Below are 26,282 nucleotides of genomic sequence, written 5' to 3'. Positions count from 1 at the left end.
AATCCACTGGTAGACCAAAAAAAATGCAACTCACAGAATTGACCGAACGCTTTGTCCTGCATTTCGGCGAGATGGGTAGCCGCTGGGGCGTGAACCGCACCGTCGGCCAGATCTACGCCGTGCTGTTTATTTCAGAGCGCCCGCTTAATGCCGACGAGATCGGCGAAACCCTGGGTTTTTCCCGTTCCAATGTCAGCATGGGCCTCAAGGAGTTGCAGTCCTGGCGACTGTGCCGCATGAGCCATCTGCCAGGCGATCGGCGCGAATACTTTGAGGCGCCCAAAGACGTGTGGGAGATCTTTCGCACGCTGGCCGAAGAAAAAAAGAAACGCGAAATCGACCCCACGCTATCCATGCTGCGCGACGCCATGCTGGCCACGCCGACCAGCGAAGACGAGCGCTACGCCCAGCAGCGCATGCAGGAAATGCATGAGCTGATTGATCTGGCCACAGGCTGGTTTGACGAGATCCACCGGTTGTCCCCGCAAACGCTGGAAAACCTGATGCGGCTGGGCTCCAAAGTGCAAAAGGTGCTGGGTCTGGCCGACCGCCTGCGCGGTGATCGCACAGAGAGCTGACCGGTACGTACGCAAAGTGGCCGTTGGTGCCACAAATCCCCGATTGCCTGACTAGACTGACAAGTACCGCGGTAGCCCTCAACGCTACCCGCTTTGGAGCGGCAGTATGCAGTTGCCATCGTTTGACCGGCGCCTGGCGCTGGAAATCACCAGTGTACTGATCGTCAAGTGCACGCTGCTTTGGCTGGCCTGGTTTGCGTGGTTCTCGCACCCCGCCGCCAAAGACATGAATATGCCCCCGCAACTGGTGCGGCAACAAATCCTGGGCGCTCCTGCGTCCGGCCCCGCTTTGCGTACCCCCGGAGAAACTTCCAGATGATATTTGCCGAAGATGTCGTGGCACTATCGCGGCTGCAGTTTGGCGCAACCGCCTTGTTCCACTTTTTGTTTGTGCCGCTCACCCTGGGTCTGAGCTGGATTCTGGTGATTTGCGAGTCCATGTATGTGATGACCGGACAAGAGGTCTACAAAGACATGACCCGTTTCTGGGGCAAGCTCTTTGGCATCAACTTTGCCATGGGCGTGACCACCGGGATCACCATGGAGTTCCAGTTTGGCACCAACTGGGCGTATTACTCGCACTACGTGGGCGATATCTTCGGTGTGCCGCTGGCCATTGAAGGGCTGATGGCGTTCTTCCTGGAATCCACCTTTGTCGGCTTGTTCTTCTTTGGCTGGGATCGCCTTTCCCGCGTGCAGCATCTGGGGGTGACTTTCCTGGTGGCGCTGGGCTCCAACCTCTCGGCCTTGTGGATTCTTATTGCCAACGGCTGGATGCAGAACCCGGTTGGCGCAGAGTTCAACTATGAAACCATGCGCATGGAGCTGACCAGCATTGCCGACGTGTTCTTCAACCCGGTGGCGCAGGTCAAGTTCGTGCACACGGTGGCGGCCGGTTATGTGGCGGCGTCCATGTTTGTGCTAGGCGTGTCGTCCTGGTATCTGTTGAAAGCGCGCGATACCGGCTTTGCCATCCGCTCCTTTGCCGTTGCTGCCGGTTTTGGTCTGGCTTCGGTGCTGTCGGTCATCATTCTGGGCGATGAGTCCGGCTATACCTCTGGTGAAGTGCAGAAGGTGAAGCTGGCGGCCATTGAGGCTGAATGGGAAACCATGCCCGCGCCGGCCACGTTTACCGCCATCGGGATTCCCAACCAGAAAGAAGAACGCACCGATTACGCCGTCCGCATTCCCTATGTGCTGGGTTTGATTGCCACCCGTTCGGTCGATAAACAAGTCACCGGCATCAAGGATCTGAAGGTCGAGTACGAAGGCCGTATCCGCAGTGGCATGGTGGCGTACGACGCCTTGCAAAAACTGCTGGCGGGCGACAAGAGCGACCCCGTTAAACAGCAGTTTGAAGCGCACAAGCACGACCTCGGATTTGGCCTGTTGCTGAAGAAGTACACCGACAAGGTGACGGATGCCACGCCAGAGCAGATCAAGCTGGCGGCCAACGACACCATTCCGCAAGTGCTGCCGCTGTTCTTCTCGTTCCGCATCATGGTGGGGCTGGGCTTTCTGTTCCTGTTTATCTTTGCGGCATCGTTCTATTTCCTGGCCAGACGCAATCTGGCGCCCCAGCGCTGGCTGCTCAAGCTGATCGTGTTTTCCATTCCGCTGCCCTGGGTGGCGATTGAACTGGGCTGGTTTGTTGCGGAATACGGCCGCCAGCCGTGGACGATTTCCGGCGTGCTGCCCACCATGCTGTCTGCCTCTGCCCTTGAACCGGGCCAGTTGCACTTCAGTCTGCTGGGGCTGCTGGGTATCTACAGTTCGCTCTTCGTGATCGAGATGTATCTCATGCTCAAGTACATCAAGCTGGGCCCGTCGTCGCTGCATACCGGCCAGTACCACCATGAAAAAACGCTGAAGCAAGGGGAGCAGCATGCTTGATTACGAAACACTCAAACTGATCTGGTGGGGGCTGGTCGGCGTACTGATCATCGGCTTTGCCCTGACCGGTGGCTGGGATCTGGGCGCGGCCATCTTGTTGCCGTTCATTGGCAAGACTGACGACGAGCGTCGCGTGGTGATCAACACCGTGGGCGCCACCTGGGAAGGCAACCAGACCTGGCTGATCACTGCCGGCGGCGCCTTGTTTGCGGCCTGGCCGCTGGTGTACGCCGCGGCGTTCTCCGTACTGTATGTCGCGCTGATCCTCACGCTGTTTGCCCTGTTTTTGCGGCCGGTGGGGTTTGATTACCGCAGCAAGCTGCCCAACCCGAAATGGCGTAACAGCTGGGACTGGGGTTTGTTCATTGGCGGTCTGGTGCCGTCGCTGATTTTTGGTGTGGCCTTTGGCAACTTCTTTGTCGGCGTGGATTACCGTTTTGATGAAACCCTGCGCGTGACCTATGGCAATGCCAGCTTTTTCAGCCTGTTGAACCCGTTTGCGCTGTTCTGCGGCCTGGTGTCTGTCGCCATGCTGATCATGCATGGTGGCGGCTGGGTTTTCCTGAAAACCGAAGGCATCGTCCGCGCCCGGGCACGGCGGGCCGTGCAACTGGCCGGTCTGGTGACCGCCGTGCTGTTCACCCTGGGCGGGTTCTGGGTGGCGCAGCGCAACGGGTTGCACCTTACCCAGATGGGTTCGCCCAACGACATCCTGCGTCCGCTGGATAAAACCGTGGAATGGGTCGCCGGGGGCTGGCTGGCCAATTACGGCAAGTACCCGCAAACCTGGATTCTGCCGGCCCTGGGGACGGGCGGCGCGCTGCTGGCGCTGCTGGCCGTCAGCGCCAACCGCGCCTGGCTGACCTTGCTGGGCAGCTCGCTCAGCCTGATCGGCATTATCCTCACCGCCGGCTGGTCGCTGTTTCCGTTTGTGCTGCCGTCCTCGCTGGATGCGCGTTCCAGTCTGACGCTGTGGGATGCGGTATCCAGCCATAAAACCCTGGGGATCATGCTGGGCGTGGTGATCGTGTTTGTGCCCCTGATCGGGATCTACACCACCTGGGTCTACCGCGTCTTGCGCGGCCCGGTGACGGTAGAGCGCATCAAGACAGAAACCCATAGCTACTGAGACACCGCGTAAAGGAGCAAGCAAGATGTGGTACTTCACCTGGATTCTGGGCCTGGGCTTTGCGCTGGCTGCCGGCATCATCAATGTCATGTGGCTGGAAAGCCATCACGCTTTCGGCCATCACAAGGACGAAAAAACCCAGGAGCGGTTTGAGCATTACCGCAAAAAGCGCCGCAAGGCCTGACCGGAAAACCGGTGGTGCCGTTGAACAACGGGCCACCGGTTTTTTACTGGTGCGGCCAGAAAAAGAGCCTGCCGCAATTTCGATCAAACAGCCCCTGTTTAAACCCTTTAGATTGGGCCCATGCACATGAGAGAAACCAGTAACCCCGTCGATAAAACCTTGTGGCTGGTCGAATCTGCCCTGGGGTCGCAACTGACCCTGGATTACCTGGCCCAGGCCTGCGGCATGTCGCGCTTCAGCCTGATCCGGGTGTTTGGCGTGGTGACGGGTCACACGGTCATGCGTTATGTGCGGGAGCGGCGCTTGTCTGAGGCCGCGCGGCAACTGGTGGCCGGTGCCAGCAGCATTCTGGATGTCGCCCTGGATGCCGGTTATAACTCTCACGAGGCATTTACCCGCGCGTTTCACGATGTATTCGGCCTGACGCCCGAAGCGTTGCGCGCGCGCTCAAGCCTGGACGGGCTTAACCTGATGGAGCCTTTGCGTATGGACCAGCAACAACAGTATCTGGAACTGGAGCCGCCTCGTTTCGAGACCAGCAAGCCGATGTTGATTACCGGGCTGGGCGGGCGTTTCAGCTATGAGACGGTGGGCAATATCCCGGAACTCTGGCGCCGTTTCGGCGCATTCATCGGCACTTTGCCCAATGAAGTCATGGGTGCAGCCTATGGGGTCTGTATCGGGGCGGAGGGCGAGCAATTTGATTACATTGCCGGCGTTGAAGTGACCGGCAAAGCCGCTTTTCCCAAAGAGTTCGTCCAGGTCGAGATCCCGGCGCGGCGCTACGCGGTGTTTACCTGGCATGGGCATATCTCTGCCATTCACGCCATGTGCAACACCATCTGGAACAAATGGCTGCCTGAATCGGGCGAGCGCCATGCCAGAGCGCCGGACTTTGAAAAGTACGGCAAATCGTTTGATCCCGTGACCGGCAACGGGGGTTTTGAAATCTGGATACCCGTGGAATAACCAGCCAGCGCCGCCACCTGGCAACACCGCAGCACCCCGAACCCGCCCGCACCTTGCCGGCGGGTTTTTGTTTGTCCGTTTCATGACTTGCCTGATATGTCCCGGCCCATGCCCTTGCTACGCTTGCAGCCATTTTTGCCGTGGTAAAGGGAGTAACCGTCGTGAGTTTTCTGGATGACGTCATCAAGCAAGTGGCCGGCAGTGTGTCGGCCGATACCCAAAAGGGCGGGCTGGAACAGGGGCTGACCGCCATGTTCCTCTCGGATAAAACGCCGCCGTTTGCCAGCCTGGTCGGCCAGTTGTTCGGCAAGTCAGATAACACCCAGCGCGCCGGGCTGATGAACCAGTTGCTGGCCGCGGTTGGCCCGCAGTTGCTGAGCCAGGCCGCTGGCGGTGCGCTGGGTCGCCTGTTGCCCGCTGGTGCCAGCCAGCTGACGCCGGAACAGGCGGGCCAGTTGAGCGAGCAAGACGCCATTGCCATCGCGCAAGAGGCCCACACCGCCAAGCCCGCCGTGCTGGAGATGGTCAGCCGTTTTTACGCCCAGCATCCGGAACTGGTGCACACCCTGGGCAGCGCCGCGCTGGCGTTTGCCATGAGCAAACTAGCGACGTCCCGCGCGGGCTGAGTTGTGCCTGTCCATTTTTTCAACAAGGAGTAAACCATGGGTATTTTCAGTGATCTTGTCGGCAAACTGTTCGGCAAAGCCCAACCGCAAGAGCAATCCCCCGCACCGGTAGAAACTGCCCCGGCTGCAGACGTAGCACCGGCCGTCGTGCCGGCAGTGGCACCGGCCATGGTGGTGGATGTCGCCGCTGTGCTGGATCGCCTTGTGGCCGAAAGCGGCCAGACGCTGAACTGGCGCGTGTCGATTGTCGACATGATGAAAGCGCTGGGTCTGGACAGCAGCCTGGCGCATCGCAAACAACTGGCGCAGGAACTGGGCTTTACCGGCGACACGGCAGACTCTGCCAGCATGAACATCTGGCTGCACAAAGCCGTGCTGCGTGCGCTGACGGTCAATGGCGGCAAACTGCCGCCGGAACTGTCCTGAGCTGTCCTGGCCCTTGCCGCAAAACCCGCCCGCCCACCAGCCGGCGGGTTTTTTCATGAATGTGTCTCTTTGGTGTGCGCCTGCGCGCTGGCGGGTTTGCAGCACCACAGCGCTTTGGCTGATATTGGCAAATATCTATATGTCATGATCGCAAGGCGCTGTAGAGGATATTTGTCATGCCCGTCCGGGTTTTGCTGTTGCTGGCCATGCTGGCTGCGCTGTGCACCGTGCCGGCGCGGGCAGGGCAGCGCATTGTGGTCGGCGCGGAAGATGACTGGTACCCGTATTCGGGCAAGGTCAATGGCGATGCGCATGGCATGGCAGAAGACATCATCCAGGCAGCGTTCAGCGCTGTGGGCGTGGACGTGAAGTTTGTCTCTTTGCCCTATGCCCGCTGTATTCATATGGTGCGCACGGGCGAGCTGGCGGCCTGTTTTGATACGGCCCGCACGCGGGAAAACGAGGCCGACTTTCTGTGGCCAGCCCATCCCATGTTCAGCAGCAAGGCGCTGATCTACGCCCGGGCGGATTCGCAAGAACATGATCTGGGCCCGGCGGCCCTGCATGGCAAGCGCGTGGCCGTGACCAACGGTTATGAGTACGGCAGCGACTTTGACGGCGACATCACCGTGATCCGCGAAGTCACCAACCAGACCATCTACAGTTTTCGCATGCTGGAGCTGGGGCGCGTGCAATACGTGCTGGCCTTTGAGAAAGTGGCCAATTACCTGCTCAGCGCCAACCAGCGTGAGTTTGAAGGCAAGTTCAGGGTGGTCGGGCTGAGCGCGCAAAATGATCTGTACTGCGTGTTTTCGCGCAAGTTTCCGGGTGCCGAGGCGGCGCTGGACAACTTTAACCGGGGCTTTGAGATGATCCAGGCCAACGGCACTTACCGCACCATCCTGACCACCTGGCGCTAGGCCGCCATCCGCTCAGACCAGGTCTTCCATCTTGCGGATCACGGATTTCATCGAGCGCAGTTTCTGCGCCAGCTCTGCCGGCGGGATCGCGCGGGAGAACAGCCAGCCCTGCGCCAGCCGCACGCCATGGGTGCGCAGGAATTCGGCTTGCTCCGCAGTCTCGACGCCTTCTGCCACGCATTGCAGCTTGAGCGAGCGCGCCATGGCAATGATGTGCGCCGGCACGTGGCTGGCCGCGGCATCCTTGCCGATCGTGTCGGTGAACGATTTGTCGATCTTGAGGTAATCCAGTTCCAGCGTGGTCAGGTAAGACAAGCTGGAGTAACCGGTCCCGAAATCATCAATCGCCACGCCGATATCCAGCGAACGGATATCCTTGATCATGCGGCGGGATTCTTCCGCGTTGATCAGGCCGCGTTCGGTGGCTTCAATAATCAGCTGCCCCGGCGCCAGCCCGGTGGTGCGCAGCAAGTGGTACAACTGGCCGACAATCCGGTCGCTGCCAAAGTCAGCGGCAGACAGGTTGATGGCGATATGGAAATCCTTGAAGGCCTTGAAGTGGTGGTTGATGTCGTAGGCCACCAGCTCCAGCACGCGCTCGGTAATCTGGGTAATCAGCCCGGCGCGTTCGGCCTGCGGGATGAACACATCCGGCGGGATCATCTCGCCATTGATGCGGCGCCAGCGGATCAGCGCCTCTGCGCCCACCCAGCGGCCGGTGCGCAAGTCCACCACGGGTTGGTACACCAGATGAAACTCATGCCGCTTGAGCGCCGTGCGGATCATGGTCTGTATGGTGGTCTGGTGGCGGGCAATCCAGACCAGCACGGTAATCAGCAACAACGCGGTGACCGCGCCCAGCGGCACCATGACCAGCGCCAGTTTGCGCACGTTCCGGGTCAGGTACACCACGGGCGTGGCGACCACGGCGACAAGGTTGTAATGCGATGAGCGGCGCATACCCACGACGTAATCGCCATCCAGAAACGAGGCGCTCGGGGCGCTGCCCAGGCGTTCCAGCCAGGCCGGGTTGATCGCACCGCTGGAGGTCACGAGTTCGGTACTGCCCAGATAAAAAACGCCTTTGAGCATGCCGGTAGTGTGAGTGTCGATATCCAGCGCGACATCCCGCGCCATGATGGCGGCATAACCGTCTTTTTCGGAAATGCGCACGTCAAAGCCGGCAGCGATCGGCAAGCGCACGGCTTTGCGGATCGACACCCCTCTTGGCGTGGTGATATCCGGCTCGCCAATGGCCAGACCGTTGCCGGCAATGCCCAGCGACGAACACACCAGACTGTTACCCGCCACAAAGCCCACCGCGCGCAGATAGCTGGAGCTGAAAGCCAGCTGGCGCATCAGGTCGATATTGGCTTCAGAGCAGGGATTGTCGGCCTGCGCTTTGATCAGCGCATCGTGCATGTCAAAAAACTGCTTTGCCACGCTATCGGCGCGAACCAGCACATTGTTGGCCAGTTGCAGGGCTTGTGCCTGTTGCGACTCCAGCCCGCGCGAACGCGCAAGACTGAGCGCGGCAAAAATCGGGCCGACCACGGCGATGACGGCGATCAGCACAATCACGCTGAAAGCCAGACGCTTATGCAAAACTCCCCCTTTGGTTTCCTGCATGTTCAAATCGTACCTCGCAGAAAACCCGACCCCTGACTACCGCGCGCTGCGGGTAGTGCTGACTGAGCTGGTGTGCCGGCTATGACCGCCGGTCGCCTGTTTTCCAACGAGTATATGACAATCGGCTGATATGGCGCCCCCGGTGGCAAAGCGGTGTTGTTTTGCCCTGACAAGCGCAAGAAAACAGGCAAAGACATGCGGATTGACATGCCTGGGGTGTATCTTTAATGCCCACTTTGCAATCGGAGCCCGTATGAGCGCTGACGTCCACTTCTACGAGCCCAAAGACGGCCACGGCCTGGCGCACGATCCCTTCAATGCCATTGTCGGCCCGCGTCCGATCGGCTGGATTTCATCGCGCGCGGCCAATGGCACGCTCAACCTGGCGCCCTACAGTTTTTTCAACGCGTTCAACTACACCCCGCCCATCATCGGTTTTTCCAGCGTCGGCGCCAAAGACACGCTGCGCAATATTGAAGAAACGGGCGAGTTTTGCTGGAACCTGGCCACCCGGGAACTGGCGGTGCCCATGAACCAGAGTTGCGCCGCCGTGCCGCCAGAGATCAACGAATTTGAACTGGCCGGCCTGACCGCCGTGCCCTCAAGACAAGTACAAGTGCCGCGCGTGGGCGAGAGCCCGGTGTCGTTTGAATGCCGCATGAGCCAGATCATCCGGCTGCAATCCGCTGCAGGAGAGCCCACCAATAGCTGGCTGGTGCTGGGGGAAGTGGTGGGCGTGTACATTGCCCGGCATTTGCTGCACGACGGCGTATATGACACGGCCGCTGCCCGGCCCATTCTGCGCGGGGGCGGGCCGGCGGATTATTTCGAGATCCGGCCAGAGATGTTGTTCCAGATGTACCGGCCAGGGCAGGAGCCGCGCTGAGCGGCGCAGACGACGGCTTGCATGCACAAACAAGGGCGCCCGCGGGCGCCCTTGTGGTCTGGCGATCTGGTGCTGCTGATGGCTCAAGCGCCTGCGGCAATCTGGCGCAAGGCTTGTTCAAACACTTCAACCGGCTGGCCGCCCTGGATCAGGTGGCGATCATTGATGATCACGGCCGGCACGGCGTGAATGCCGTTTTGCTGGTAGAACAACTCGGCCTGGCGCACATCGCCGGCAAATTCGTCTGACGCCAGAATCTGGCGCGCCCGCTCAATATCCAGGCCCACGTCGGCCGCAACCCGCAACAGCACTTCATGGTCGCCCGGGCTCAGGCCATCGGTGAAATACGCCTTGAACAGCGCGTGCTTGAGTTCGCGCTGCTTGCCTTGTTCGCCCGCCCAATGCAGCAGGCGGTGCGCATCAAACGTGTTGTAGATGCGGCCGCGCTTGTCCATGTTGAACTCAAAACCGACATCCTCGCCGCGTGCGCGGATGTCTTCGCGGTTGCGGGCAGATTGCTCGGGCGTAGAGCCGTATTTCTGCGCCAGGTGCTCGTTGATGTCTTGGCCTTCCGGCACCATTTGCGGGTTCAGTTCAAACGGCTGGAAATGCAGGTCGGCCTCAATGTCCGGCCCGATCTGGCCCAGCGCGCGTTCCAGCGCATTCAGCCCGATGGCGCACCACGGGCAGGAAACGTCGGAAACAAAATCGATTTTCAGTCTGGAAGTCATTGGCGTTGCCTCTGTTTGCACTGCCGGTCAGGTGGCCGGCATGCCTTGTATCACCACTAAATGAGTGCGCAAGGCCCGCGCTTCAAGCCGGCAGTCATCCAGAGGCGCCAGAGGGTCAGATGCCGACCAGTGTTTTGACGGCCAGGACGTATTGATCGGCGTGCTGTGCCGCCTTGTGGGACTGGCGCAGGCTGATGTTCCAGCGGGCAATGGCGGTTTTCAGCGAAACGGCATCGTGCACCGCTTCGATCTCGGCAATCAGCGGTTTGGCCATCAGGCCCAGAAACTGCTGCGCGCTTTCAATCATCAATACTTTGACCTGATGAATCAGTGCAGTATCCAGCCCGCTGGCGACCGGTGCGGCAGCGGCGGGGGGCTCGGCAGAAACAGGCTCAGGTGTCGCCACGGTGGCGGCCATCACCGGTGCCGGTGCGGGCACGGGTGCAGCCACCGGCGTGGGCGCGGCAGGGCGGGCGGGCTCTGCGCGTACGCTGCTGGCGCTGCCGGCACCGTTCTGGATAAACCCCATGGTCTGCAACTCGCCCAGCATGCGTTCCATGTCCTCGCCTGGCATCATGGCGCTGATGGCAGAGGTATCCCGGGCACCATCAACCAGGATCAACGCGCGGCGCAAGCGCGCAGGCAGGCCGTGGGCGCGCTCGGTGATCTCAAGCGAACCTTTGTTTGTCTTGGTGAAGACACCTCTGGAGGCGGTAGCAGTCATCATCTTCCTCTCCTGGTCCTGTGCTGCGTTGCAATAGGGGGTTATCGGCTGGGCAAGAGGGTAGGCGAATTGTTTTACCGTTATATTAAAAAATACTTATTTAGTTGTCAGGAAAGGCGGTTTCCGACCAGGTGCCGTTCTGGCCTGGCAGCGGGCATGAAAAAAGCCAGTCTGCTGACTGGCTTTTTGTCTTGCGGCCAAACCGGATCAGCGCTGCAACCAGCGCTGGCGATCAGCCTTCGTTACGCTTGATACCGGCCACGATCTCGGCGTGGGCATCTTCCTTGCTGCCCCAGCCTTGCACCTTGACCCACTTGCCCGGCTCCAGATCCTTGTAGTGCTCGAAGAAGTGCTTGATCTGTTCCAGCAGCAGCGCCGGCAGGTCTTCCAGCTTCTGGATGCCCTTGGTCATCTGACAGAGCTTGTCGACCGGCACCACAACCAGCTTGGCATCAATACCGGATTCGTCTTCCATCTTGAGCATGCCGATGGCGCGGCAACGGACGACAGAGGCCGGGATCAGCGGGAACGGGGTGTACACCAGCGCGTCAACCGGATCACCATCTTCAGCCAGCGTGTGCGGAATGTAGCCGTAGTTCATCGGGTAGAACATGCAGGTGCCCATGAAACGGTCAACAAATACGGCGCCCGATTCCTTGTCGTGCTCGTATTTGATCGGCGCTGCATTGGCCGGGATTTCGATGATGACGTTGAAATCGTTCGGCACGTCCTTGCCGACGGGGATCTTGCTGATATCCATGAGATGTAATCCGCTCAGGTGGAGGAAATTAAATAGAAAGCCGCGTGATTATAGCGGCGTGCGCCCATCTGTGCAGTTCAGCCTGACCATTTGCGCAGTGTCATGAGTCAAAAATGGGCATGGAATATGCTTCAAGTAGCCGTTTTACCTGATCCCCGCCACCGCTGACGGCCCGTGTTTTTCGCATATCATGACGATTGAATGCGACGCCCGACAGCGCATGCATGCCCAGGCCCAGACCCCATGAAACAACATTACCTCACGCCGCTGTTTGAACCTGCCTCGATTGCCGTCATCGGCGCCTCAGTGACTGAAGGCGCAGTCGGCACGACCGTGTTCGGCAATCTGATCGAAGGCGCGTATGGCGGCGCGTTGTACCCGGTCAACCTCAAGCATGCCGAGGTCCAGGGCCACAAGGCGTACAAGAGCATCGGCAAGATCGGCAAGCCGGTTGACCTGGTCATCATCACCACGCCGCAGCGCACGCTGATCGACATGGTGACAGAGAGCTGCCGCCACGGCGTCAAAGGCATTGTCATCATGTCGTGCGACTTTGTCGGCACGGCAGACAAATCACGCGATCTGCTCGACAAGATCCTGGTGATCTGCCGCCAGTACAACGTGCGCCTGCTGGGCCCGACGGTGTTTGGCCAGGCGCGGCCGGTCAGCAAACTCAACAGCGGCAATTATGCCGGCACCATCAAGCCGGGCAGCATGGCGCTGGTGTCGCAGTCATCTTCTGTGGCGTCGGCCATTCTGGACTGGGCCGAGTCGCAGGATGTCGGGTTCTCGTCGGTGATCTCGCTGGGTTCTGCGGTCGATATGGATGTCGGCGAGACGCTCGATTACCTCGTCTCTGACCCCAAAACCCGCAGCATTTTGCTGTACGTTGAAGACGTCAGCGACGCCCGCACGTTCATGTCCGCATTGCGCGCCGCCGCGCGGACCAAGCCCGTGATGGTGCTCAAAGTGGGGCGTTATGACGGTGGCGAGAAACTGGGCCGCACCCATTCGGAGCGCCTGATCGGCAGCGACGAAGTGTTCGACAACGCCCTGCGTCGCGCCGGTGTGCTGCGTTTGCGCTCCATCAACCAGCTGTTCATTGCCGCGCGCGTGTTGCCGCGCAACTACCGCACGCGTGGCCGCCGGCTGGCGGTGATTACCAACGGCATTGGCGCCGGCATGATGGCGGTCGATCGGGCGGGGGACTTGCATATTCCGCTGCCGCGCCTGACGCCGGCCACCATTACCCGGCTGGATGGCTTTTTGCCGGCGCAATCCAGCCACGATAACCCGATCGACATTCTGGGCAATGCCTCCGCCGCGCGCTTTCATTCGGCCACCGAGGCTGCGCTGGAAGACGAAAACATCGACGGCGTGCTGGTGGTATTCACCCCGCAAATGGGCACCGACCATATGGCCACGGCCGAAGCCATGGTCGCGCTGGCCAAAACCACAGACAAACCGTTGCTGCTGGCCTGGATTGGCGGCAAGAAGGTGCAAGCCAGCCGCAAATTGCTGGCCAGACACAATATGGCGTTCTTCAGCACGCCGGAGCACGCGGTAGAAGTGTTCTGGTCGCTGGCGTCCTGGCAATACAGCCAGCAACTGCTGCTGCAAACCCCTGGTCCGCTGGGCGAATGGGACGCGCCGGATATGGAATCGGCCCGCATGATTGTCGATGCCGCGCTCAACAACGGCCGGCAGATGCTCGATGAACTGGAATCCAAAGCGCTGCTGCGGGCGTTTCATATTCCGGTCACCACTACCGTGCGCGCCGCCTCGGCCGAAGCCGCCGTCACTGCCGCCATGGGCGTGGGCTTGCCGGTGGTGCTCAAACTGGATGTAGAAGGCCTCACCCACAAGACCGACTTTGACGGCGTGGCGCTGAACCTGACCACCTTGATGGCAGTCTCGACCGAGGCCACCCGCATGCTGGCCCGCGCGCGTGAACGGTTTGGCGAGCGGGTGCGCGGCCTCACCGTGCAACCCATGATCAGCCGCAAGAACGGCCGGGAACTGATGGTTGGCGCCACGCACGACCCGGCGTTCGGCCCCGTGATCAGCTTTGGCGCCGGCGGTGTGGGCGTGGAAGTATTCAACGACGTCGCCGTGGCATTGCCGCCGCTGAACGATTACCTGGTCGACAACCTGATCCGCCGCACCCGCGTGAAAAACATGCTGGGCGAGTTCCGCAACCGCCCGCCGGCGGATGTAGAAAGCATCAAGGATATCCTGCTGCGCATATCAGAAATGCTGTGCGAGTTCCCGCAGGTGCAGCAGCTGGATATCAACCCGCTGATTGCCGATGAAAACGGCGCCATCGCGCTGGACGCCCGTATCCTGCTGGCCCAGGTGCCGGCTGATGCGCGCCGCTACAGCCACATGGCCATCCACCCGTACCCGTCGCATCTGGTGCAGGTCACGCAGCTCAAGAACGGCATGCCCATGACCATCCGCCCGATCCGCCCGGAAGACGCGGAAATGATCGTGCGCTTTGTCGATGGCCTGTCGGAAGAGACGCGCTACAACCGCTACATGAGCACGCTCAAGGCGCTCTCGCAGATCCAGCTGGTGCGCTTTACGCAGATTGATTACGCCCGCGAAATGGCACTGGTCGCCACGGTGCAGGGCAGCGCGGGCGAGATGATCGTCGCTGTCGCGCGTTTTGTGGTGAACGTGGATAACGACAGTTGCGAGTTTGCCATCGTGATTGATGATGAATGGCAGGGTAAAGGGCTGGGTGGCCGGTTGATGGAGGCGCTGTTCAACGCCGCGCGGGATATGCGCTTGTCGACGGTGGAGGGTGAGGTGCTGAGCAGTAATACCAATATGCTGGCGTTTATGCGGCGGTTGGGGTTTGTGATTCACAAGCATCCGGAGGATGACGGGTTGAAGTGGGTGGTGAGGGTGTTGTGATGGGAGGGAGGGTTTTGGGGAAGGGCTGGGGGTGGTTGGGGTGGTAGCGATAATCCAACTGTTTGATGATTGATCATGTGCTGTGCCTGGTGATCAACTTCGTCATTCCTGCGCATGCAGGAATCCAGTTGCAGTCTTGGCCAGGATGCATCGTTTGCTTTGCCATTGCATCGTCATTCCTGCGCATGCAGGAATCCAGTTGCAGCCTTGGCCAGGATGCATTGTTTGCTTCGCCATTGCATCGTCATTCCTGCGTAGGCAGGAATCCAGTGAGTAGGGTGGATTCGGAGCGGGAGCGACAATCCACCATTGCGGTGTGTGTTAGCGCCTTGCGGCGCGGTGTTTTGATACCGGGGGTGCCCGGAGCACGTTACTTTCTTTGCTTCGCCAAAGAAAGTAACCAAAGAAAGGCGACCCTGGCGACTGCGCCCCTTCGGGGTTCCCTGTGCTTCTCGCAAGGCGCGGCTGGCTCGCGAGTTCGGCCTTTGGCCTACCGCTTCGCCTTTGTCGCCGCGCCTTGCTGCGATGCTCGGCGCAGTCAAGGGGAGGTAGGTCAAAAGCAGCCCCAACTGCAACTGCAACCACAACCACAACCACAACCCAGAAAATCAACGGCACCCCCAACCTCGCAAACCAGCTGCTTGCAAGATTGATGGGTTCGCCTTACCACCTCGTCATTCCGGCGCAGGCCGGAATCCAGTCGGCCGCCGTAGGTGGCCTTTCCTTGGCGTACCGTGTAGCCGCCAAAAATAAAAATCCCGGCCCTCCGTCAGGAGTACCGGGATTTCTGTGACCAGGCAAAACGGGTTACTGCAGCTGCGGCAGATCAAACACCAGCACTTCTGCCCCAGTGCCTTCGCTGAGCGTCACGGCGCTTTCTGCGCGCAGTTTGGCGGCGTCGCCGGCTTGCAGTTTCTGGCCGTTCACGGTGACGGTGCCGCGTGCGACGTGCACGTATACCAGTCGTTCCGGGTTGATCTTGAGCGTGGTGGTTTCTGCGTCGTCAAACAGGCCGATATACAGCTTCGCGTCCTGGTTGATGGTCACCGACCCGTTCTCGCCCGTGCCGCTGGCCACAAGCCGCAGCTTGCCGCGCTTGTCTTCTTCCGGGAAGGTTTTTTCCTCGTAAGAAGCGGGGGCGGCTTTGTTCGGGATGATCCAGATCTGCAAAAAATGCACGCCGTTTTGAGCGGACGGGTTGTATTCCGAATGCACCACGCCGGTACCGGCGCTCATGCGCTGCACGTTACCCGGCTTGATGATGGAGCCGTTGCCCATGTTGTCTTTGTGCTCCAGCTCACCTTCCAGCACGTAGCTGATGATTTCCATGTCGCGGTGCGGGTGCGAGCCAAAGCCCTGGCCGGCGGCGACGCGGTCTTCGTTGATGACGCGCAAGGGGCCAAAGTGCACGTGGTTGTTGTCCTGGTAGCCAGCAAACGAGAAGCTGTGCCAGCTATCCAGCCAGCCGTGGTTGGCGTGGCCGCGGTCTTGGGCTTTGCGTAGCGTGATCATGATGTAGCTCCTTCAGTTGCGTTGAACATGTGGTGTATTATAAAGCGGCTATTCGTAAATAAAATGGCTGTTCTGCATAAGTCTGTTGCGTAATCCGGGATAATTGTCATGCTGCGTCTGAATCTGGAAGCCCTTGAAATCCTTGATGCCATTGCACGAAAGGGCAGTTTTGCCGCAGCGGCAGAAGAAGTGCATCGTGTGCCGTCGGCGGTCACCTATATCATCAAAAAACTTGAAGATGAGATGGGTGTGCAGTTGTTTGACCGTTCGGGCCACCGCGCCCGGCTGACGCCAGCAGGCGAGACCTTGCTGGAGCAAGGGCGCCATTTGCTGCGCGCCGCGTCTGATCTGGAATACCGCGTCAAACGGGTGGCGACCGGGTGGGAGCCAGAACTGCGCATTGCCATCGATACCATGGTGCCGTTCTCGATCATCACGCCGTGGATTCAGGCCTTTGACCAATGCAATTCTGGTACGCGCCTGCGGTTTTTGCATGAGGCGCTGGCCGGCATGTGGGATGCGCTGATTGATCACCGCGCCGACCTGGCCATTGGCGTATCGCTGGATACCGCGCATGGCAGTGGCTTTACCACGCATGATATTGGCGATGTTGATTTTGTTTTTGCCGTTGCCCCCGGCCACCCGCTGGCCAGCGTGCCGGATCCGCTGCCGGCGGATGTGATCCAGCAATACCGGGTGATTGCGGTGGCAGACAGTTCGCGGTCGCTGGTGCCACGGACCGTGAATATCCTGCAAGGGCAGGAGACGCTGACGGTGCATGATGCCAATACCAAATTGCAGGCCCAACTGGCGGGCCTGGGTTGCGGTTACCTGCCGCGCTGCATCATCCGCAAGGAACTGGCTGCGGGGCGGCTGGTAGAGAAAACCCCGGCCGGGCCACAACACATCCCGCGCTTTCATGCGGCCTGGCGCAGCAATCAGCCAGGCAGGGCGCTGGCCTGGTGGATTGAACGCCTGCGTACCGACAGCCGCATTGCAGACTGGCTGGAAGGCCGGCTGGAGTGCTGATGCGCTCACACTGAAAAAAAGCCCACGTTTGAGCGTGGGCTTTTTTTATGGTTTTGCTGCGCGAATTATTTTGCGCCAGCTTCAACCGGAATGGTCAGCTTCACTTCGTCGGACACGGCCGGTACAAAGGTGGTCATGCCAAAGTCGCTGCGCTTGATGGTGGCGGTGGCTTCAGCGCCGCACCAGAACTTCTTCATCATCGGATGATCGCCGCAATGGAAGTTGCTGATGTTCAGGGTCAGCGGCTTGGTCACGCCCAGCAGGGTGAAGTTGCCGTTCACGGCTACCAGCTTGTCACCGTCAAACTTGAAATCGGTGGACTTGAAAGTCATGGCCGGGAATTTCTCGACATTGAAGAAATCAGCGGTCTTCAGATGCTTGTCACGGGCAGCCCAGCCAGTGGACAGGCTGTTGGTGTCGATAGAGACATCCAGCGAGCCGGTTTTCTTTTCCAGATCAACCACCACGGTACCGGTGGCTTTTTCGAAACGACCCATCTGGTTGGAGTAACCAAAGTGGCCAATTTCAAAGTACGGCTGGGTGTGGGAGGAATCCAGTTCCAGGGTTTGCGGGGCAGCAAAAGCGGCGGAAGCAACGCAAGCCAGGGCGATGGCAGCAAGTTTCAGTTTCATGATTTTTCCTGAGTAGACAACAGTGTGTTGATGGATTGTTTTAACCTGGCGGCGCAAACCGGCCAGGCAGATGGCCGGATCAGTTGGGCTTGCCCGCCAGAACCAGCTTGAACTTCACGGTGACTTCATCAGCCACGGTGCCGGTGTCGGCCCATTCGCCATCACCGATCTTGTATTGCAGGCGCATCATGGGGAAGCTGCCTTCCACATCCAGATTTGCGCCATCTTGTTTGGTGGTCAGCTGGGCCACAACGTCCTTGCTGACGCCCTTGATGGTCAGCTTGCCGCGTGCTTCATACTTGCCCGCGCCCACGGCCTTGACCGAGGCGGCGACAAACGTGGCCTTGGGCGTGGCGCCGGTGTTGAACCAGTCCTTGCCCTGAGTGGTCTTGTTGCCGTCGGCGCTGCCCACATCAATGCTGGTCAGATCGACATTGATGGTGGCCTGGGTTTTTTCCGGCTTGGCCGGGTCGAAATTGATGTTGGCGTCAAAGCGCTTGAAGCTGCCTTCTACCGGCACGTTCATTTGCTTGAAGGCAAAGCCGATCTTGCTCTGGGCCGGAACCAGGGTCTGGGCGGCCATGGCCGACATGCTGGCAAAACCAAGGCCTGCGGCCAGGATCACAGAGGTCAGAAAACGTTTTTTCATTGTCGGGTTCCACAAGGTTCAGTCGTCAGACTGGATGTTGAATCGGTAAACCAAGGTTCTGCAGTTCAGGACTTGCCCGGCAGCATGCGGCGCAGGGTATCGTCCTTGTCGATCACATGGTGCTTGATCGCGGCTGCGGCATGCATGGCCACAAGCGCTGCCAGAATCCAGGCCAGGGTTTTATGTGCGGTTTCCAGAATTTCGCCCAGATCGTGGTCAACCGGCACCCAGTTGGGTAACGGCAGCACACCAAACAGGACGACCGGAATGCCCTTGGCCGAACTCATGGCCCAGCCCACCAGCGGCAGTACAAACATCAACAGATAAAGCGAATGATGGGTGGCGTTGGCCACGACCACCTGCCAGCGCGGCTGGTTGGGCAGCGGGGCCGGCACGCCTTTGGCGTGGCGCCAGAGCAGCCGCACAGCGACCAGAATCAGCACCGAAATCCCCATCCACTTGTGATAGGAATACAAACGGAACTTCAGCGGCGAGAGCGGCAAACCGTCGATATACAGTGCCAGACCGAACGCGGCGACGATCAGCGCGGCGATCAGCCAGTGCAAGGCGATATGAAAGCCGTCGTAACGCGTGCGTTTCATTGTCCGGATACCTCAAGCAGTGAATGGATAATCAGAAAAGACTGTTGAGCAGCACTATATCGGCGGGTTGGTACGCCATGCCAGCGAAAAGTTCTGGCTAATTTATTCAATTTTTTTGAATGTTAAGGAAAAGCGCCGCCAATGCCCGGTTGTCGGGCGTTTGATCGGCCATACAGAGAACGCGGCAGCCCCCTGTTTTATTCCATTCCGGGTATAAGAAAAGAACGAATGTTTGGATTTTTTGCGCGAGCTGCAGGCATGTTTCAAACACGACTCGGTTAGAATCAGTCGACAAAATGTGCTGCGCCAGCTGGCGCCTTGTACCTGACCCACGGAGATGGCATGGACGAACTGAAAAAACTGATTGACGGTTTTTACCGCTTCCAGGGCAAGTATTTCGGACAGGAAAACAGTCTTTTTGACCAGCTCAAGCGCGGTCAAAGCCCCACCTCGCTGGTGATCGGCTGTTCCGACTCCCGCGTTGACCCGGCCCTGCTGACCGACTGCAACCCTGGCGACATGTTTGTGGTGCGCAATGTGGCCAACCTCGTCCCGCCGTATGAAAAAGACGGCACCTACCATGGCGTCTCTTCTGCGATTGAATTTGCGGTTTGTGATCTGCAGGTCAAGCGCATCATCGTGCTGGGACACTCGTCCTGTGGCGGCATTGGCGCCTTGCTCAAGGGCTACAACCCCAAGACCGAAGCCAACTTTGTGGGCCGCTGGGTACGCATGGCAGAAAGCGCCCGCCAGTACGTGCTGGACAACTACGGCGACAAACCGCTGCATGAACAAGTCCGCGCCTGTGAAATGGCGGCCATCGTCGTCTCGCTGGATAACCTGATGAGCTTCCCGTTCATCGCTGACGCCGTTGCGCAGGGCAAGCTGTTCCTCGTTGGCTGGTATTTCGATATTGAACAGGGCGAGTTGCACCAGTATGACGCTGCAAGCGGCAACTTCCGTTCACTGGTGGCACCGCTGGCAGAGTAAGCAGCACGCTGGATCAGCAAACAAAAAAGGCGCGGAAATCTCCGCGCCTTTTTTTACGACTGCTGACTGGCCTCAGTTTTTCGGCTCGGCCATGTGAAACAGCTTGCGCAGCTGATGCGCCACACCGGCTTCGGTATTGGTGCCAATCTGCGGCACGTGGGGCAGGGCGTCGGTCAGGCGGGGGTTGGCGTTACCCATCACAAACGGGTGACCGGCAGTTTGCAGCAGCTGGATATCATTGGGGCCATCGCCAAAGGCAATACAGTCGGCGGCAGAGATGCCCAGTTCGGCCAGCACCGCAGTCAGCGCATGGCCCTTGGAGACGGTCGGCGCCATCACTTCAAGGCAATCGGGCATGGAGAACGTCACGTACAACTCGTCGCCAAAGCGCTCGATCAGTTTTTCTTCAACGGTCAGCAGGTGTTCGTGCTCGCCAATGTACAGCACCTTGGCAATGCCTTCGCCGCTGTGGTTGGGCAGGTCGGCCAGTTCATAGCTAAAGCCCGAATCCTGATGCAGGTCAGCCAGCCATTGCGCCTGGGAACCGGCCAGCCATTGTTCGTCCAGATACACGTTCAGGTGCGTGCCTTCAGAGAACTCGGGCTGCAGCAACTGGCGGGCGACTTCCGGCTCCAGGTTTTCGGCATAGACAAGGCGGTTATCCCAGTCATGCACGCGCGCGCCGTTGGAAGTAATCAGATACGCGCGCACGCCCAGTACGTCACGAATGCCGCGCACATCCAGGTAATGACGGCCGGTAGCGATCACAAAATGCACCCCTTGCGCCTGCAACAGACGCAGGGTTTCTGCCGTGTAGGCATCTACCATGTGATCGGCGTTCAGCAAGGTGCCGTCGAGATCGGAAGCAATAACCTGGTACATGAAGCATTCCTTGAGCGTAAAAGTGGATTCTACGCGAACTGGCGGCCTCGGTTCGATTGGGGATAGTGCCTGGCTTGTGGTCTTTTGCTCAAAAACCGGATCAACGCCAGACAAGACATAAAAAAACACCGCCAGACCGCAGTTTTCCGGGGCTGGAAAAAACGGCACTGGACGGTGTTTCCGGCCACATGAACAGCGGCCGGCCAGGAGGAGCGGGTGGGTTAGCCCAGGAAGGGGTAGTCGGTGTAACCCTTTTCTGCGCCACCGTAGAAGGTGGATTGATCCGGCGCATTCAGTGCGGCGCCCTGGCGGAAGCGTTCGACCAGATCCGGGTTGGCGATGAACGGACGGCCATAGCCAATCACATCGGCCACGCCTTCGGCCAGGCGGGCTTCGCCGCTTTCGGCGGTATAGCCGCCGCAGGTGATGATGGCGCCGGTGAAGTTCTGGCGGATGCCACGGCGGAATTCGTCAGACAGCGGCTTGCCGCCCACCCAGTCCGGCTCGGCAATGTGCAGATAGGCAATGCCGCGTTTGCTGAATTCGGTGGCCAGATACAGCGTCATGGCTTCGGATTCGCTATCGGTGATGTCGTGGCCCGGGAACGCCGGGGAAAGACGGACGCCAACCTTGTCAGCGCCGATTTCTGCAACCACGGCGTCCAGGACTTCCAGCAGCAGGCGGGCGCGGTTTTCCAGGTTGCCGCCGTATTGGTCGGTGCGCTGGTTGGTGCCAGTGGCCAGGAATTGATGCAGCAGGTAGCCGTTGGCGGAGTGGATTTCGACAAAATCAAAACCGGCGCGTTTGGCGCGTTGGGTCGCGGCGACGTAACTGGCCACAATGCCTGGCAGTTCAGCGGTTTCCAGTGCGCGCGGGGCATCGCACGGCACGGTGGCCGGGGTGCCATCTTCCTGCACCACAAAGCAAGTGGAGTTCGATGCCTGGATGGCGCTGGCCGAGACCGGTGCCTGGCCATTGGGTTGCAGCAACCGGTGGGAGATCCGGCCCACGTGCCACAGTTGCAGCGAGAGCTTGCCGCCCTTGGCGTGCACGCCTTCTACCACGTTCTTCCAGCCGGCTTCTTGCGCATCGGTATAGATACCCGGCGTCCAGGCGTAGCCCTGGCCTTGCTGCGAAATCTGGGTAGCCTCGGTCACGATCAGGCCCGCGGTGGCGCGCTGCGCGTAGTAGGTGGCGTTCAGTTCAGTCGGGTTTTCGCCCGGCTTGCTGGCGCGCGAGCGGGTCAGCGGCGCCATGGCCAGGCGGTTGGCCAGTTCAACATGGCCGACCTTGACCGGCGTGAGCAGTTTATCCAGAGACATGAGACTTCCTTTTGTAGAAGGGGAGGTGTGTAGAAACCGGGGTGGGGTATCTTGTGGCGTTTTAGATGCGCGCCAGGCTGATGGATTTCAATTAGACCGGTCAATTATTTTTTGTGTTTGCCGGTACTTAAAATGTGTTCCGGAGTTAGCCGCTTGTGAGGCCGTCATGCAAGACCGGGGAAACGCGAAGGCCGTATCCTCACCAGACTCGTCATTCCTGCGCAGCCAGGAATCCAGTACGCCCGCCGTAACGGGCTTTGCCACGCAAACCACCTGCAGCGCCTTCGGTACAGACATACACAACCTGGATGCCGGCCTTCGCCGGAATGACGAAGGGGTGGCGACCTCAAGCCGCAGGTACAATCAACTGTTTGGTGACCGCCATGGCGGTTTCCAGCGGGACACGATCGCGGCGCAGTTTGGTCATCAGGCTGGCACCCAGCCACATTTCGTAAATGGCCAGCGCCAAGGCTTCGGCCGGTTGCTGCTTGTTGATGTCGCCTGCGTCCTGCCCCTTGGCCACGGTGCGTTCCAGCGCGGCCACGATGTGGTTACAGCCGCTTTGCAGCGCAGCGCGCATGGTGTCTGACAAGTCGGCCACTTCGGCGGCCAGTTTCACCACCAGACAGGGCACGGTATTGCCACAGGACTTGCCCTGCCAGGCATCAAAGAACTCGACCAGATGATCGTGCGCGGTGCCTTGCGGGGCGTTCAGGCGCAGCTTGGCGTCTTCCAGGTAATTGGCGAAATAGCGTTCCAGCAGGGCAACGCCATAGGCTTCTTTGGAAGCAAAGTAGTGGTAGAACGAACCCTTGGGAACGTCGGCCGTGGCCAGGATTTCAGCAAGACCCACCGCGGCAAAACCTTTGCCGAGGATGATTTGTTCACCAATTGCGAGCAGATGCTCACGCGTGTCTTCAAAACGCTTCTTGACCATGACGTGGCAGAATTCCGGGTAAGTTCAACGACGTAACCACAACTTTATCTTGTTGATGTTTATGAAAAAACGCAAAAAATGCAGTTAACCGGTGCCGCCGTTGAGGCACCCGTCCAGCAGTTTTATGCAAGTGCAAAATAGCCGTTTTGCTTGCCGCTGTGAACCAGATCAGCGTACAGCCAGACGGCGGTGTTGTTTGTATGCCTGCGTGAACCAATCCGGTGCAGCCGGCCGCCAGCAAATGCCGGTGGCCGGCTGCGCGGGATCAGTCGCCGGCTTGCAGCGCCTTGGACACGATCTCGTAAGTATCCGACGACAAGCCCGCTTGTGCGGCCACGCGTTCCAGTTCGGCCTTCATCATGGCGCGGCGCTTGGGTTCCACCCGCGTCCAGCGGTTGAAGCACGCGGCCAGACGTGCGGCGATCTGCGGGTTGATCTTGTCCAGTTCCAGTACGCGATCAGCGGCAAAGGCATAACCGTACCCGTCGGCCGCATGGAAACTGGCCAGATTGCGGTTGCAGAACGCGGTAATCAGCGCACGCACCTTGTTCGGGTTGGTCATGGCAAACGCCGGGTGGTTCATCAATTGCTGCACACGGGCCAGCGCGCCCGGGCGGTCTGACAGCGCTTGCAGCGTGAACCATTTGTCCATCACCAGCGGATCGTCCTGCCACATGCTGGCAAAGTCGGCCAGATACTGATCACCGCCTTCACGCTGGCTGAATGCAGACAACGCCGCCAGCTTGTCGGTCATGTTGTCGGCGTGACGGTATTGGTTGGTCAAGAGTTCGGTAATGCGCGGCTCGTCCAGCTCGGAAAGGTAATCGAGCGCGACATTCTGCAGGCTGCGACGACCGGCTTCGGCGGCGTTGTACACATAAGGCTCGGTGCTGTGCAGGCGTTGATACGTAGCCAGCAGCGGGCCGCGCAGTTCACGGGCCAGCGATTGCTTGAGCGACTGGCGCACCGCGTGCAGACGGCTCGGGTCAACATCAGACAGCGATTCAAACAGGAATTGCTCGCTGGGCAGTTGCAGCATCAGTGCCACCAGCGCCGGGTCAAGGCGATCCTGCGTGAGCAGCTTGTCAAATGCCGCAACCAGTTGTGCCGGCGCTGCACTGCTGCCACCGTCTTGCTGGTAGCGCTGCAGCAACAGGCGCGTCAAATAGGTATTGGCCGCTTCCCAACGGGCGAACGGGTCTGTGTCGTTGGCGATCAGGAACACCAGATCGTCGTCGGTGTACGGGTAGTCCAGTTTGACCGGGGCAGAGAAGTCACGCAGCAGGGACGGTACCGGGTGGCTGGCCACGCCGGTAAACACCAGGCGTTCGGTCGCTTCTTTCAGGTGCAGCACGCGGCTGGTGGCGCCCGGCGCGGTTTCGCCTTGCAGCGTCAGCGGCAGTTCGGCCCCGGTCACGCGGTCAATCAGCCCCAGCGCAAACGGGATCAGGTAGGGCTGTTTTTCCGGCTGGCCCGGGGTGGCGGGGCAGCTTTGCTGCACGGTCAGCGTGAAGGTCTGGGCGGCGGCGTCGTAGACGCCTTCCACATCCAGACGCGGTGTGCCGGACTGGCTGTACCAGCGCTTGAACTGGGTCAGATCCAGTTGGTTGGCGTCGGCCATGGCGGCGACGAAATCATCGCAGGTGACGGCCTGGCCATCGTGACGCTTGAAGTAAAGGTCCATCCCTTTGCGAAAGCCTTCCTGCCCCGCCAGGGTGTAGATCATGCGGACAACTTCAGAGCCTTTTTCGTACACGGTGGCCGTGTAGAAGTTGTTGATTTCAAGGTAAGAATCAGGACGTACCGGGTGGGCCTGCGGGCCGGCATCTTCCGGGAACTGGTACTCGCGCAGCGTGCGCACGTTGCCGATACGCTGTACGGCGCGGCTGCCGATATCGCTGGAGAACTCCTGATCGCGGAACACCGTCAGGCCTTCCTTGAGCGAGAGCTGGAACCAGTCGCGGCAGGTGACGCGGTTGCCGGTCCAGTTGTGGAAGTACTCATGGCCGACCACGGCTTCAATGCCGTCAAAGTCCACGTCCGTGGCGGTCTCGGGGCGGGCCAGCACGTACTTGGTGTTGAAAATGTTCAGGCCCTTGTTTTCCATGGCGCCCATGTTGAAGTCGCTCACGGCCACGATCATGTAGGTATCCAGATCGTATTCCAGGCCAAAGCGTTCTTCGTCCCACTTCATGGCGGCCTTGGCCGAGGCCAGCGCGTGGTGGCATTTCTCTACATCGCCCGGCTCAACCCAGACTTCGACATTCACGTTCTTGCCGCTGGCCGTGGTGTGGCGGTCGGCCAGAACCACCAGCTTGCCGGCGACCAGCGCAAACAGGTACGCCGGCTTCTTGAACGGATCGACCCACTTCACCCAGTGGCGATTGCGGTCCATCTGGCCTTGATCAACACGGTTACCGTTGCCCAGCAGCACCGGGTAGCGGGTTTTGTCGGCAATGATGGTGGTGGTGAACTTGGCCATGACATCCGGGCGATCCAGATACCAGGTAATGCGGCGGAAGCCCTCGGCCTCGCACTGCGTAAAGAAGTTGCCGTTGGACACATACAGGCCGGAGAGCGCGGTATTGGCCAGCGGATTGATGCGCGTGGCGATTTCCAGAATGCACTCGTCAGGCAGGGTCGGGATGGTCAGGCTGGTATCGGCCAGCACAAATTCGCCGGCATCCAGCGTCTTGCCATCCAGCTTGATGCTTTCCAGGGTGAGTTCTTCACCGTTGAGCACCAGCGGGGCATGGGCGTCCGGGTGGGCCGGATTGCGCTTGAGCACCAGGCGGGACAACACGCGGGTATTGGTTTCTTCCAGTTCAAAGGTCAGATCGACACGGTCGATCAGGAACGGGGGCGGGGTGTAATCCAGACGCTGAATGGCTTGACGTTGTTCTTGCATGACAGATGCTTACCTGAACGGGTGGCTCGGGCATCACTGCCGGTGTATTCACGGCGGACGCTTTGTTGGAATCGATCCCGCGCAGCGGCTTGTGACCACGCGCGGACGGGGTGTTCCGTATATGGGCGCGATGCTAACGAAAATCAAGGCTGGCGGGCATCAGGAGTGTTCCGCATGCGGGGGTAAAAACAACGCTGACAAGGCGTGGGTTCGGTGCCCGGAAAAGGGCTCACGTATTGCGGCTACAGTGGCTAGGTTTGTGGGCAGCCGCCGCCTGCTTTGCAATTGGCCCGTCTTTCCGGCCTGAGACCGGATCCAGCCATGATGCAGGCCGTGCCGCCGCCGGAAAAATCCTCAACCCTCCTGTTGGCGGCTGCAGCGCGGCATTCAGCCTGACGGTGGGGCGATCTCGCGTTAGCGCTTATCCATAAAACCGATAAGCCTT

25 protein-coding genes are annotated in these 26,282 nt (G+C 59.7%); 13 read left to right on the top strand and 12 right to left on the bottom strand.

Features of this window, described 5'->3' with window-relative positions; translation table 11 throughout:
- Positions 1–23 precede the first annotated feature (23 nt).
- The 9 genes from IEX57_RS08100 to IEX57_RS08060 all read left to right on the top strand — a co-directional run bounded on the left by IEX57_RS08100 (position 24) and on the right by IEX57_RS08060 (position 6,725).
- A complete protein-coding gene (locus IEX57_RS08100) occupies positions 24–578 on the top strand; it encodes a GbsR/MarR family transcriptional regulator (RefSeq protein WP_188703773.1) in 555 nt (184 codons plus the stop codon).
- A gap of 106 nt (positions 579–684) precedes the next feature.
- Positions 685–897: a cytochrome oxidase putative small subunit CydP gene (cydP, locus tag IEX57_RS08095; protein ID WP_188703772.1), complete on the top strand. Its 213-nt coding sequence runs from the start codon at positions 685–687 to the stop codon at positions 895–897.
- Positions 894–2,471 carry a cytochrome ubiquinol oxidase subunit I gene (locus IEX57_RS08090; protein WP_188703771.1) on the top strand — a complete coding sequence of 526 codons (1,578 nt, stop codon included), beginning with the start codon at positions 894–896 and terminating at the stop codon, positions 2,469–2,471. Before cydP ends, IEX57_RS08090 begins: the two co-directional genes overlap by 4 nt.
- The gene (gene cydB, locus IEX57_RS08085) at positions 2,464–3,600 is read left to right on the top strand and encodes a cytochrome d ubiquinol oxidase subunit II (RefSeq protein ID WP_188703770.1); all 1,137 of its coding nucleotides are present in this window, start codon (positions 2,464–2,466) and stop codon (positions 3,598–3,600) included. The genes IEX57_RS08090 and cydB overlap by 8 nt, the downstream gene beginning before the upstream one ends.
- A gap of 25 nt (positions 3,601–3,625) precedes the next feature.
- Positions 3,626–3,784, top strand: coding sequence for a cytochrome bd-I oxidase subunit CydX (gene cydX / locus IEX57_RS21410; RefSeq protein WP_188703769.1), 159 nt, complete (start codon positions 3,626–3,628; stop codon positions 3,782–3,784).
- 126 nt (positions 3,785–3,910) lie between these two features.
- Positions 3,911–4,753 carry an AraC family transcriptional regulator gene (locus tag IEX57_RS08075; protein WP_188703768.1) on the top strand — a complete coding sequence of 281 codons (843 nt, stop codon included), beginning with the start codon at positions 3,911–3,913 and terminating at the stop codon, positions 4,751–4,753.
- Between the two features lie 161 nt (positions 4,754–4,914).
- Positions 4,915–5,379 (top strand): hypothetical protein, encoded by a 465-nt coding sequence (locus tag IEX57_RS08070; protein WP_188703767.1) that lies wholly within the window; start codon positions 4,915–4,917, stop codon positions 5,377–5,379.
- Positions 5,380–5,415: 36 nt separating this feature from the next.
- A complete protein-coding gene (locus IEX57_RS08065) occupies positions 5,416–5,805 on the top strand; it encodes a DUF3597 domain-containing protein (RefSeq protein WP_188703766.1) in 390 nt (129 codons plus the stop codon).
- A gap of 176 nt (positions 5,806–5,981) precedes the next feature.
- Positions 5,982–6,725, top strand: a complete 744-nt coding sequence (locus IEX57_RS08060; RefSeq protein WP_188703765.1) for a substrate-binding periplasmic protein — start codon at positions 5,982–5,984, stop codon at positions 6,723–6,725.
- A gap of 12 nt (positions 6,726–6,737) precedes the next feature.
- On the opposite strand, the gene IEX57_RS08055 is transcribed toward IEX57_RS08060, so the two are convergent.
- A complete protein-coding gene (locus IEX57_RS08055) occupies positions 6,738–8,330 on the bottom strand; it encodes an EAL domain-containing protein (RefSeq protein ID WP_188703764.1) in 1,593 nt (530 codons plus the stop codon).
- A 277-nt stretch (positions 8,331–8,607) separates the two neighbouring features.
- On the opposite strand from IEX57_RS08055, the gene IEX57_RS08050 reads away from it, so the two are divergent.
- Positions 8,608–9,240, top strand: a complete 633-nt coding sequence (locus tag IEX57_RS08050; RefSeq protein ID WP_188703763.1) for a flavin reductase family protein — start codon at positions 8,608–8,610, stop codon at positions 9,238–9,240.
- Positions 9,241–9,323: 83 nt separating this feature from the next.
- Here the strand turns inward: IEX57_RS08050 and IEX57_RS08045 are convergent, their stop codons facing one another.
- From IEX57_RS08045 to ppa, 3 genes are all read right to left on the bottom strand, one after another.
- A complete protein-coding gene (locus tag IEX57_RS08045) occupies positions 9,324–9,971 on the bottom strand; it encodes a DsbA family oxidoreductase (RefSeq protein WP_188703762.1) in 648 nt (215 codons plus the stop codon).
- A 115-nt stretch (positions 9,972–10,086) separates the two neighbouring features.
- Positions 10,087–10,698, bottom strand: a complete 612-nt coding sequence (locus IEX57_RS08040) for a hypothetical protein (protein WP_188703761.1) — start codon at positions 10,696–10,698, stop codon at positions 10,087–10,089.
- 229 nt (positions 10,699–10,927) lie between these two features.
- A complete protein-coding gene (ppa, locus tag IEX57_RS08035; RefSeq protein ID WP_188703760.1) occupies positions 10,928–11,455 on the bottom strand; it encodes an inorganic diphosphatase in 528 nt (175 codons plus the stop codon).
- A 243-nt stretch (positions 11,456–11,698) separates the two neighbouring features.
- Here ppa and IEX57_RS08030 point away from each other — a divergent pair, with 243 nt between their 5' ends.
- The gene (locus IEX57_RS08030) at positions 11,699–14,374 is read left to right on the top strand and encodes a bifunctional acetate--CoA ligase family protein/GNAT family N-acetyltransferase (RefSeq protein WP_188703759.1); all 2,676 of its coding nucleotides are present in this window, start codon (positions 11,699–11,701) and stop codon (positions 14,372–14,374) included.
- A gap of 807 nt (positions 14,375–15,181) precedes the next feature.
- Here the strand turns inward: IEX57_RS08030 and IEX57_RS08025 are convergent.
- Positions 15,182–15,886, bottom strand: coding sequence for a pirin family protein (locus IEX57_RS08025; protein WP_188703758.1), 705 nt, complete (start codon positions 15,884–15,886; stop codon positions 15,182–15,184).
- Between the two features lie 108 nt (positions 15,887–15,994).
- Here IEX57_RS08025 and IEX57_RS08020 point away from each other — a divergent pair, with 108 nt between their 5' ends.
- A complete protein-coding gene (locus IEX57_RS08020; RefSeq protein WP_229708918.1) occupies positions 15,995–16,915 on the top strand; it encodes a LysR family transcriptional regulator in 921 nt (306 codons plus the stop codon).
- Between the two features lie 65 nt (positions 16,916–16,980).
- On the opposite strand, the gene IEX57_RS08015 is transcribed toward IEX57_RS08020, so the two are convergent.
- From IEX57_RS08015 to IEX57_RS08005, 3 genes are all read right to left on the bottom strand, one after another.
- Positions 16,981–17,547: a YceI family protein gene (locus IEX57_RS08015; RefSeq protein WP_188703757.1), complete on the bottom strand. Its 567-nt coding sequence runs from the start codon at positions 17,545–17,547 to the stop codon at positions 16,981–16,983.
- A gap of 79 nt (positions 17,548–17,626) precedes the next feature.
- Complete coding sequence (locus IEX57_RS08010; RefSeq protein WP_188703756.1) at positions 17,627–18,196, bottom strand: YceI family protein; 570 nt, start codon at positions 18,194–18,196, stop codon at positions 17,627–17,629.
- A 65-nt stretch (positions 18,197–18,261) separates the two neighbouring features.
- Complete coding sequence (locus IEX57_RS08005; RefSeq protein ID WP_188703755.1) at positions 18,262–18,798, bottom strand: cytochrome b; 537 nt, start codon at positions 18,796–18,798, stop codon at positions 18,262–18,264.
- A 342-nt stretch (positions 18,799–19,140) separates the two neighbouring features.
- On the opposite strand from IEX57_RS08005, the gene IEX57_RS08000 reads away from it, so the two are divergent.
- On the top strand, positions 19,141–19,788 hold the full coding sequence (locus tag IEX57_RS08000) for a carbonic anhydrase (RefSeq protein WP_188703754.1): 648 nt from the start codon (positions 19,141–19,143) through the stop codon (positions 19,786–19,788).
- A 72-nt stretch (positions 19,789–19,860) separates the two neighbouring features.
- Here the strand turns inward: IEX57_RS08000 and IEX57_RS07995 are convergent, their stop codons facing one another.
- From IEX57_RS07995 to pepN, 4 genes are all read right to left on the bottom strand, one after another.
- The gene (locus IEX57_RS07995; RefSeq protein ID WP_188703753.1) at positions 19,861–20,670 is read right to left on the bottom strand and encodes a Cof-type HAD-IIB family hydrolase; all 810 of its coding nucleotides are present in this window, start codon (positions 20,668–20,670) and stop codon (positions 19,861–19,863) included.
- Positions 20,671–20,891: 221 nt separating this feature from the next.
- The gene (locus IEX57_RS07990) at positions 20,892–21,992 is read right to left on the bottom strand and encodes an alkene reductase (RefSeq protein WP_188703752.1); all 1,101 of its coding nucleotides are present in this window, start codon (positions 21,990–21,992) and stop codon (positions 20,892–20,894) included.
- A 346-nt stretch (positions 21,993–22,338) separates the two neighbouring features.
- On the bottom strand, positions 22,339–22,929 hold the full coding sequence (locus IEX57_RS07985) for a TetR/AcrR family transcriptional regulator (protein ID WP_188703751.1): 591 nt from the start codon (positions 22,927–22,929) through the stop codon (positions 22,339–22,341).
- A gap of 265 nt (positions 22,930–23,194) precedes the next feature.
- The gene (gene pepN / locus IEX57_RS07980) at positions 23,195–25,837 is read right to left on the bottom strand and encodes an aminopeptidase N (RefSeq protein WP_188703750.1); all 2,643 of its coding nucleotides are present in this window, start codon (positions 25,835–25,837) and stop codon (positions 23,195–23,197) included.
- Positions 25,838–26,282 lie beyond the last annotated feature (445 nt).

The sequence above is a fragment of the Silvimonas iriomotensis genome (assembly GCF_014645535.1).
Classification (GTDB): Bacteria; Pseudomonadota; Gammaproteobacteria; order Burkholderiales; family Chitinibacteraceae; genus Silvimonas; species Silvimonas iriomotensis.
Note: the sequence above shows the minus strand (reverse complement) of the source record. Positions and strands in the feature narration are given on the sequence as shown.

What these genes read in the sequence shown, in the direction of transcription:
- IEX57_RS07995 (WP_188703753.1), bottom strand. Translation starts at nt 20,670, where the DNA reads ATGTACCAGGTTATTGCTTCCGATCTCGACGGCACCTTGCTGAACGCC.
- IEX57_RS08030 (WP_188703759.1), top strand. Translation starts at nt 11,699, where the DNA reads ATGAAACAACATTACCTCACGCCGCTGTTTGAACCTGCCTCGATTGCC.
- IEX57_RS07985 (WP_188703751.1), bottom strand. Translation starts at nt 22,929, where the DNA reads ATGGTCAAGAAGCGTTTTGAAGACACGCGTGAGCATCTGCTCGCAATT.
- cydB (WP_188703770.1), top strand. Translation starts at nt 2,464, where the DNA reads ATGCTTGATTACGAAACACTCAAACTGATCTGGTGGGGGCTGGTCGGC.
- cydX (WP_188703769.1), top strand. Translation starts at nt 3,626, where the DNA reads ATGTGGTACTTCACCTGGATTCTGGGCCTGGGCTTTGCGCTGGCTGCC.
- IEX57_RS08025 (WP_188703758.1), bottom strand. Translation starts at nt 15,886, where the DNA reads ATGATCACGCTACGCAAAGCCCAAGACCGCGGCCACGCCAACCACGGC.
- IEX57_RS08015 (WP_188703757.1), bottom strand. Translation starts at nt 17,547, where the DNA reads ATGAAACTGAAACTTGCTGCCATCGCCCTGGCTTGCGTTGCTTCCGCC.
- ppa (WP_188703760.1), bottom strand. Translation starts at nt 11,455, where the DNA reads ATGGATATCAGCAAGATCCCCGTCGGCAAGGACGTGCCGAACGATTTC.
- cydP (WP_188703772.1), top strand. Translation starts at nt 685, where the DNA reads ATGCAGTTGCCATCGTTTGACCGGCGCCTGGCGCTGGAAATCACCAGT.
- IEX57_RS08065 (WP_188703766.1), top strand. Translation starts at nt 5,416, where the DNA reads ATGGGTATTTTCAGTGATCTTGTCGGCAAACTGTTCGGCAAAGCCCAA.
- IEX57_RS08075 (WP_188703768.1), top strand. Translation starts at nt 3,911, where the DNA reads ATGAGAGAAACCAGTAACCCCGTCGATAAAACCTTGTGGCTGGTCGAA.
- IEX57_RS08020 (WP_229708918.1), top strand. Translation starts at nt 15,995, where the DNA reads ATGCTGCGTCTGAATCTGGAAGCCCTTGAAATCCTTGATGCCATTGCA.
- IEX57_RS08010 (WP_188703756.1), bottom strand. Translation starts at nt 18,196, where the DNA reads ATGAAAAAACGTTTTCTGACCTCTGTGATCCTGGCCGCAGGCCTTGGT.
- pepN (WP_188703750.1), bottom strand. Translation starts at nt 25,837, where the DNA reads ATGCAAGAACAACGTCAAGCCATTCAGCGTCTGGATTACACCCCGCCC.
- IEX57_RS08040 (WP_188703761.1), bottom strand. Translation starts at nt 10,698, where the DNA reads ATGATGACTGCTACCGCCTCCAGAGGTGTCTTCACCAAGACAAACAAA.
- IEX57_RS08000 (WP_188703754.1), top strand. Translation starts at nt 19,141, where the DNA reads ATGGACGAACTGAAAAAACTGATTGACGGTTTTTACCGCTTCCAGGGC.
- IEX57_RS08045 (WP_188703762.1), bottom strand. Translation starts at nt 9,971, where the DNA reads ATGACTTCCAGACTGAAAATCGATTTTGTTTCCGACGTTTCCTGCCCG.
- IEX57_RS08060 (WP_188703765.1), top strand. Translation starts at nt 5,982, where the DNA reads ATGCCCGTCCGGGTTTTGCTGTTGCTGGCCATGCTGGCTGCGCTGTGC.
- IEX57_RS07990 (WP_188703752.1), bottom strand. Translation starts at nt 21,992, where the DNA reads ATGTCTCTGGATAAACTGCTCACGCCGGTCAAGGTCGGCCATGTTGAA.
- IEX57_RS08090 (WP_188703771.1), top strand. Translation starts at nt 894, where the DNA reads ATGATATTTGCCGAAGATGTCGTGGCACTATCGCGGCTGCAGTTTGGC.
- IEX57_RS08050 (WP_188703763.1), top strand. Translation starts at nt 8,608, where the DNA reads ATGAGCGCTGACGTCCACTTCTACGAGCCCAAAGACGGCCACGGCCTG.
- IEX57_RS08005 (WP_188703755.1), bottom strand. Translation starts at nt 18,798, where the DNA reads ATGAAACGCACGCGTTACGACGGCTTTCATATCGCCTTGCACTGGCTG.
- IEX57_RS08100 (WP_188703773.1), top strand. Translation starts at nt 24, where the DNA reads ATGCAACTCACAGAATTGACCGAACGCTTTGTCCTGCATTTCGGCGAG.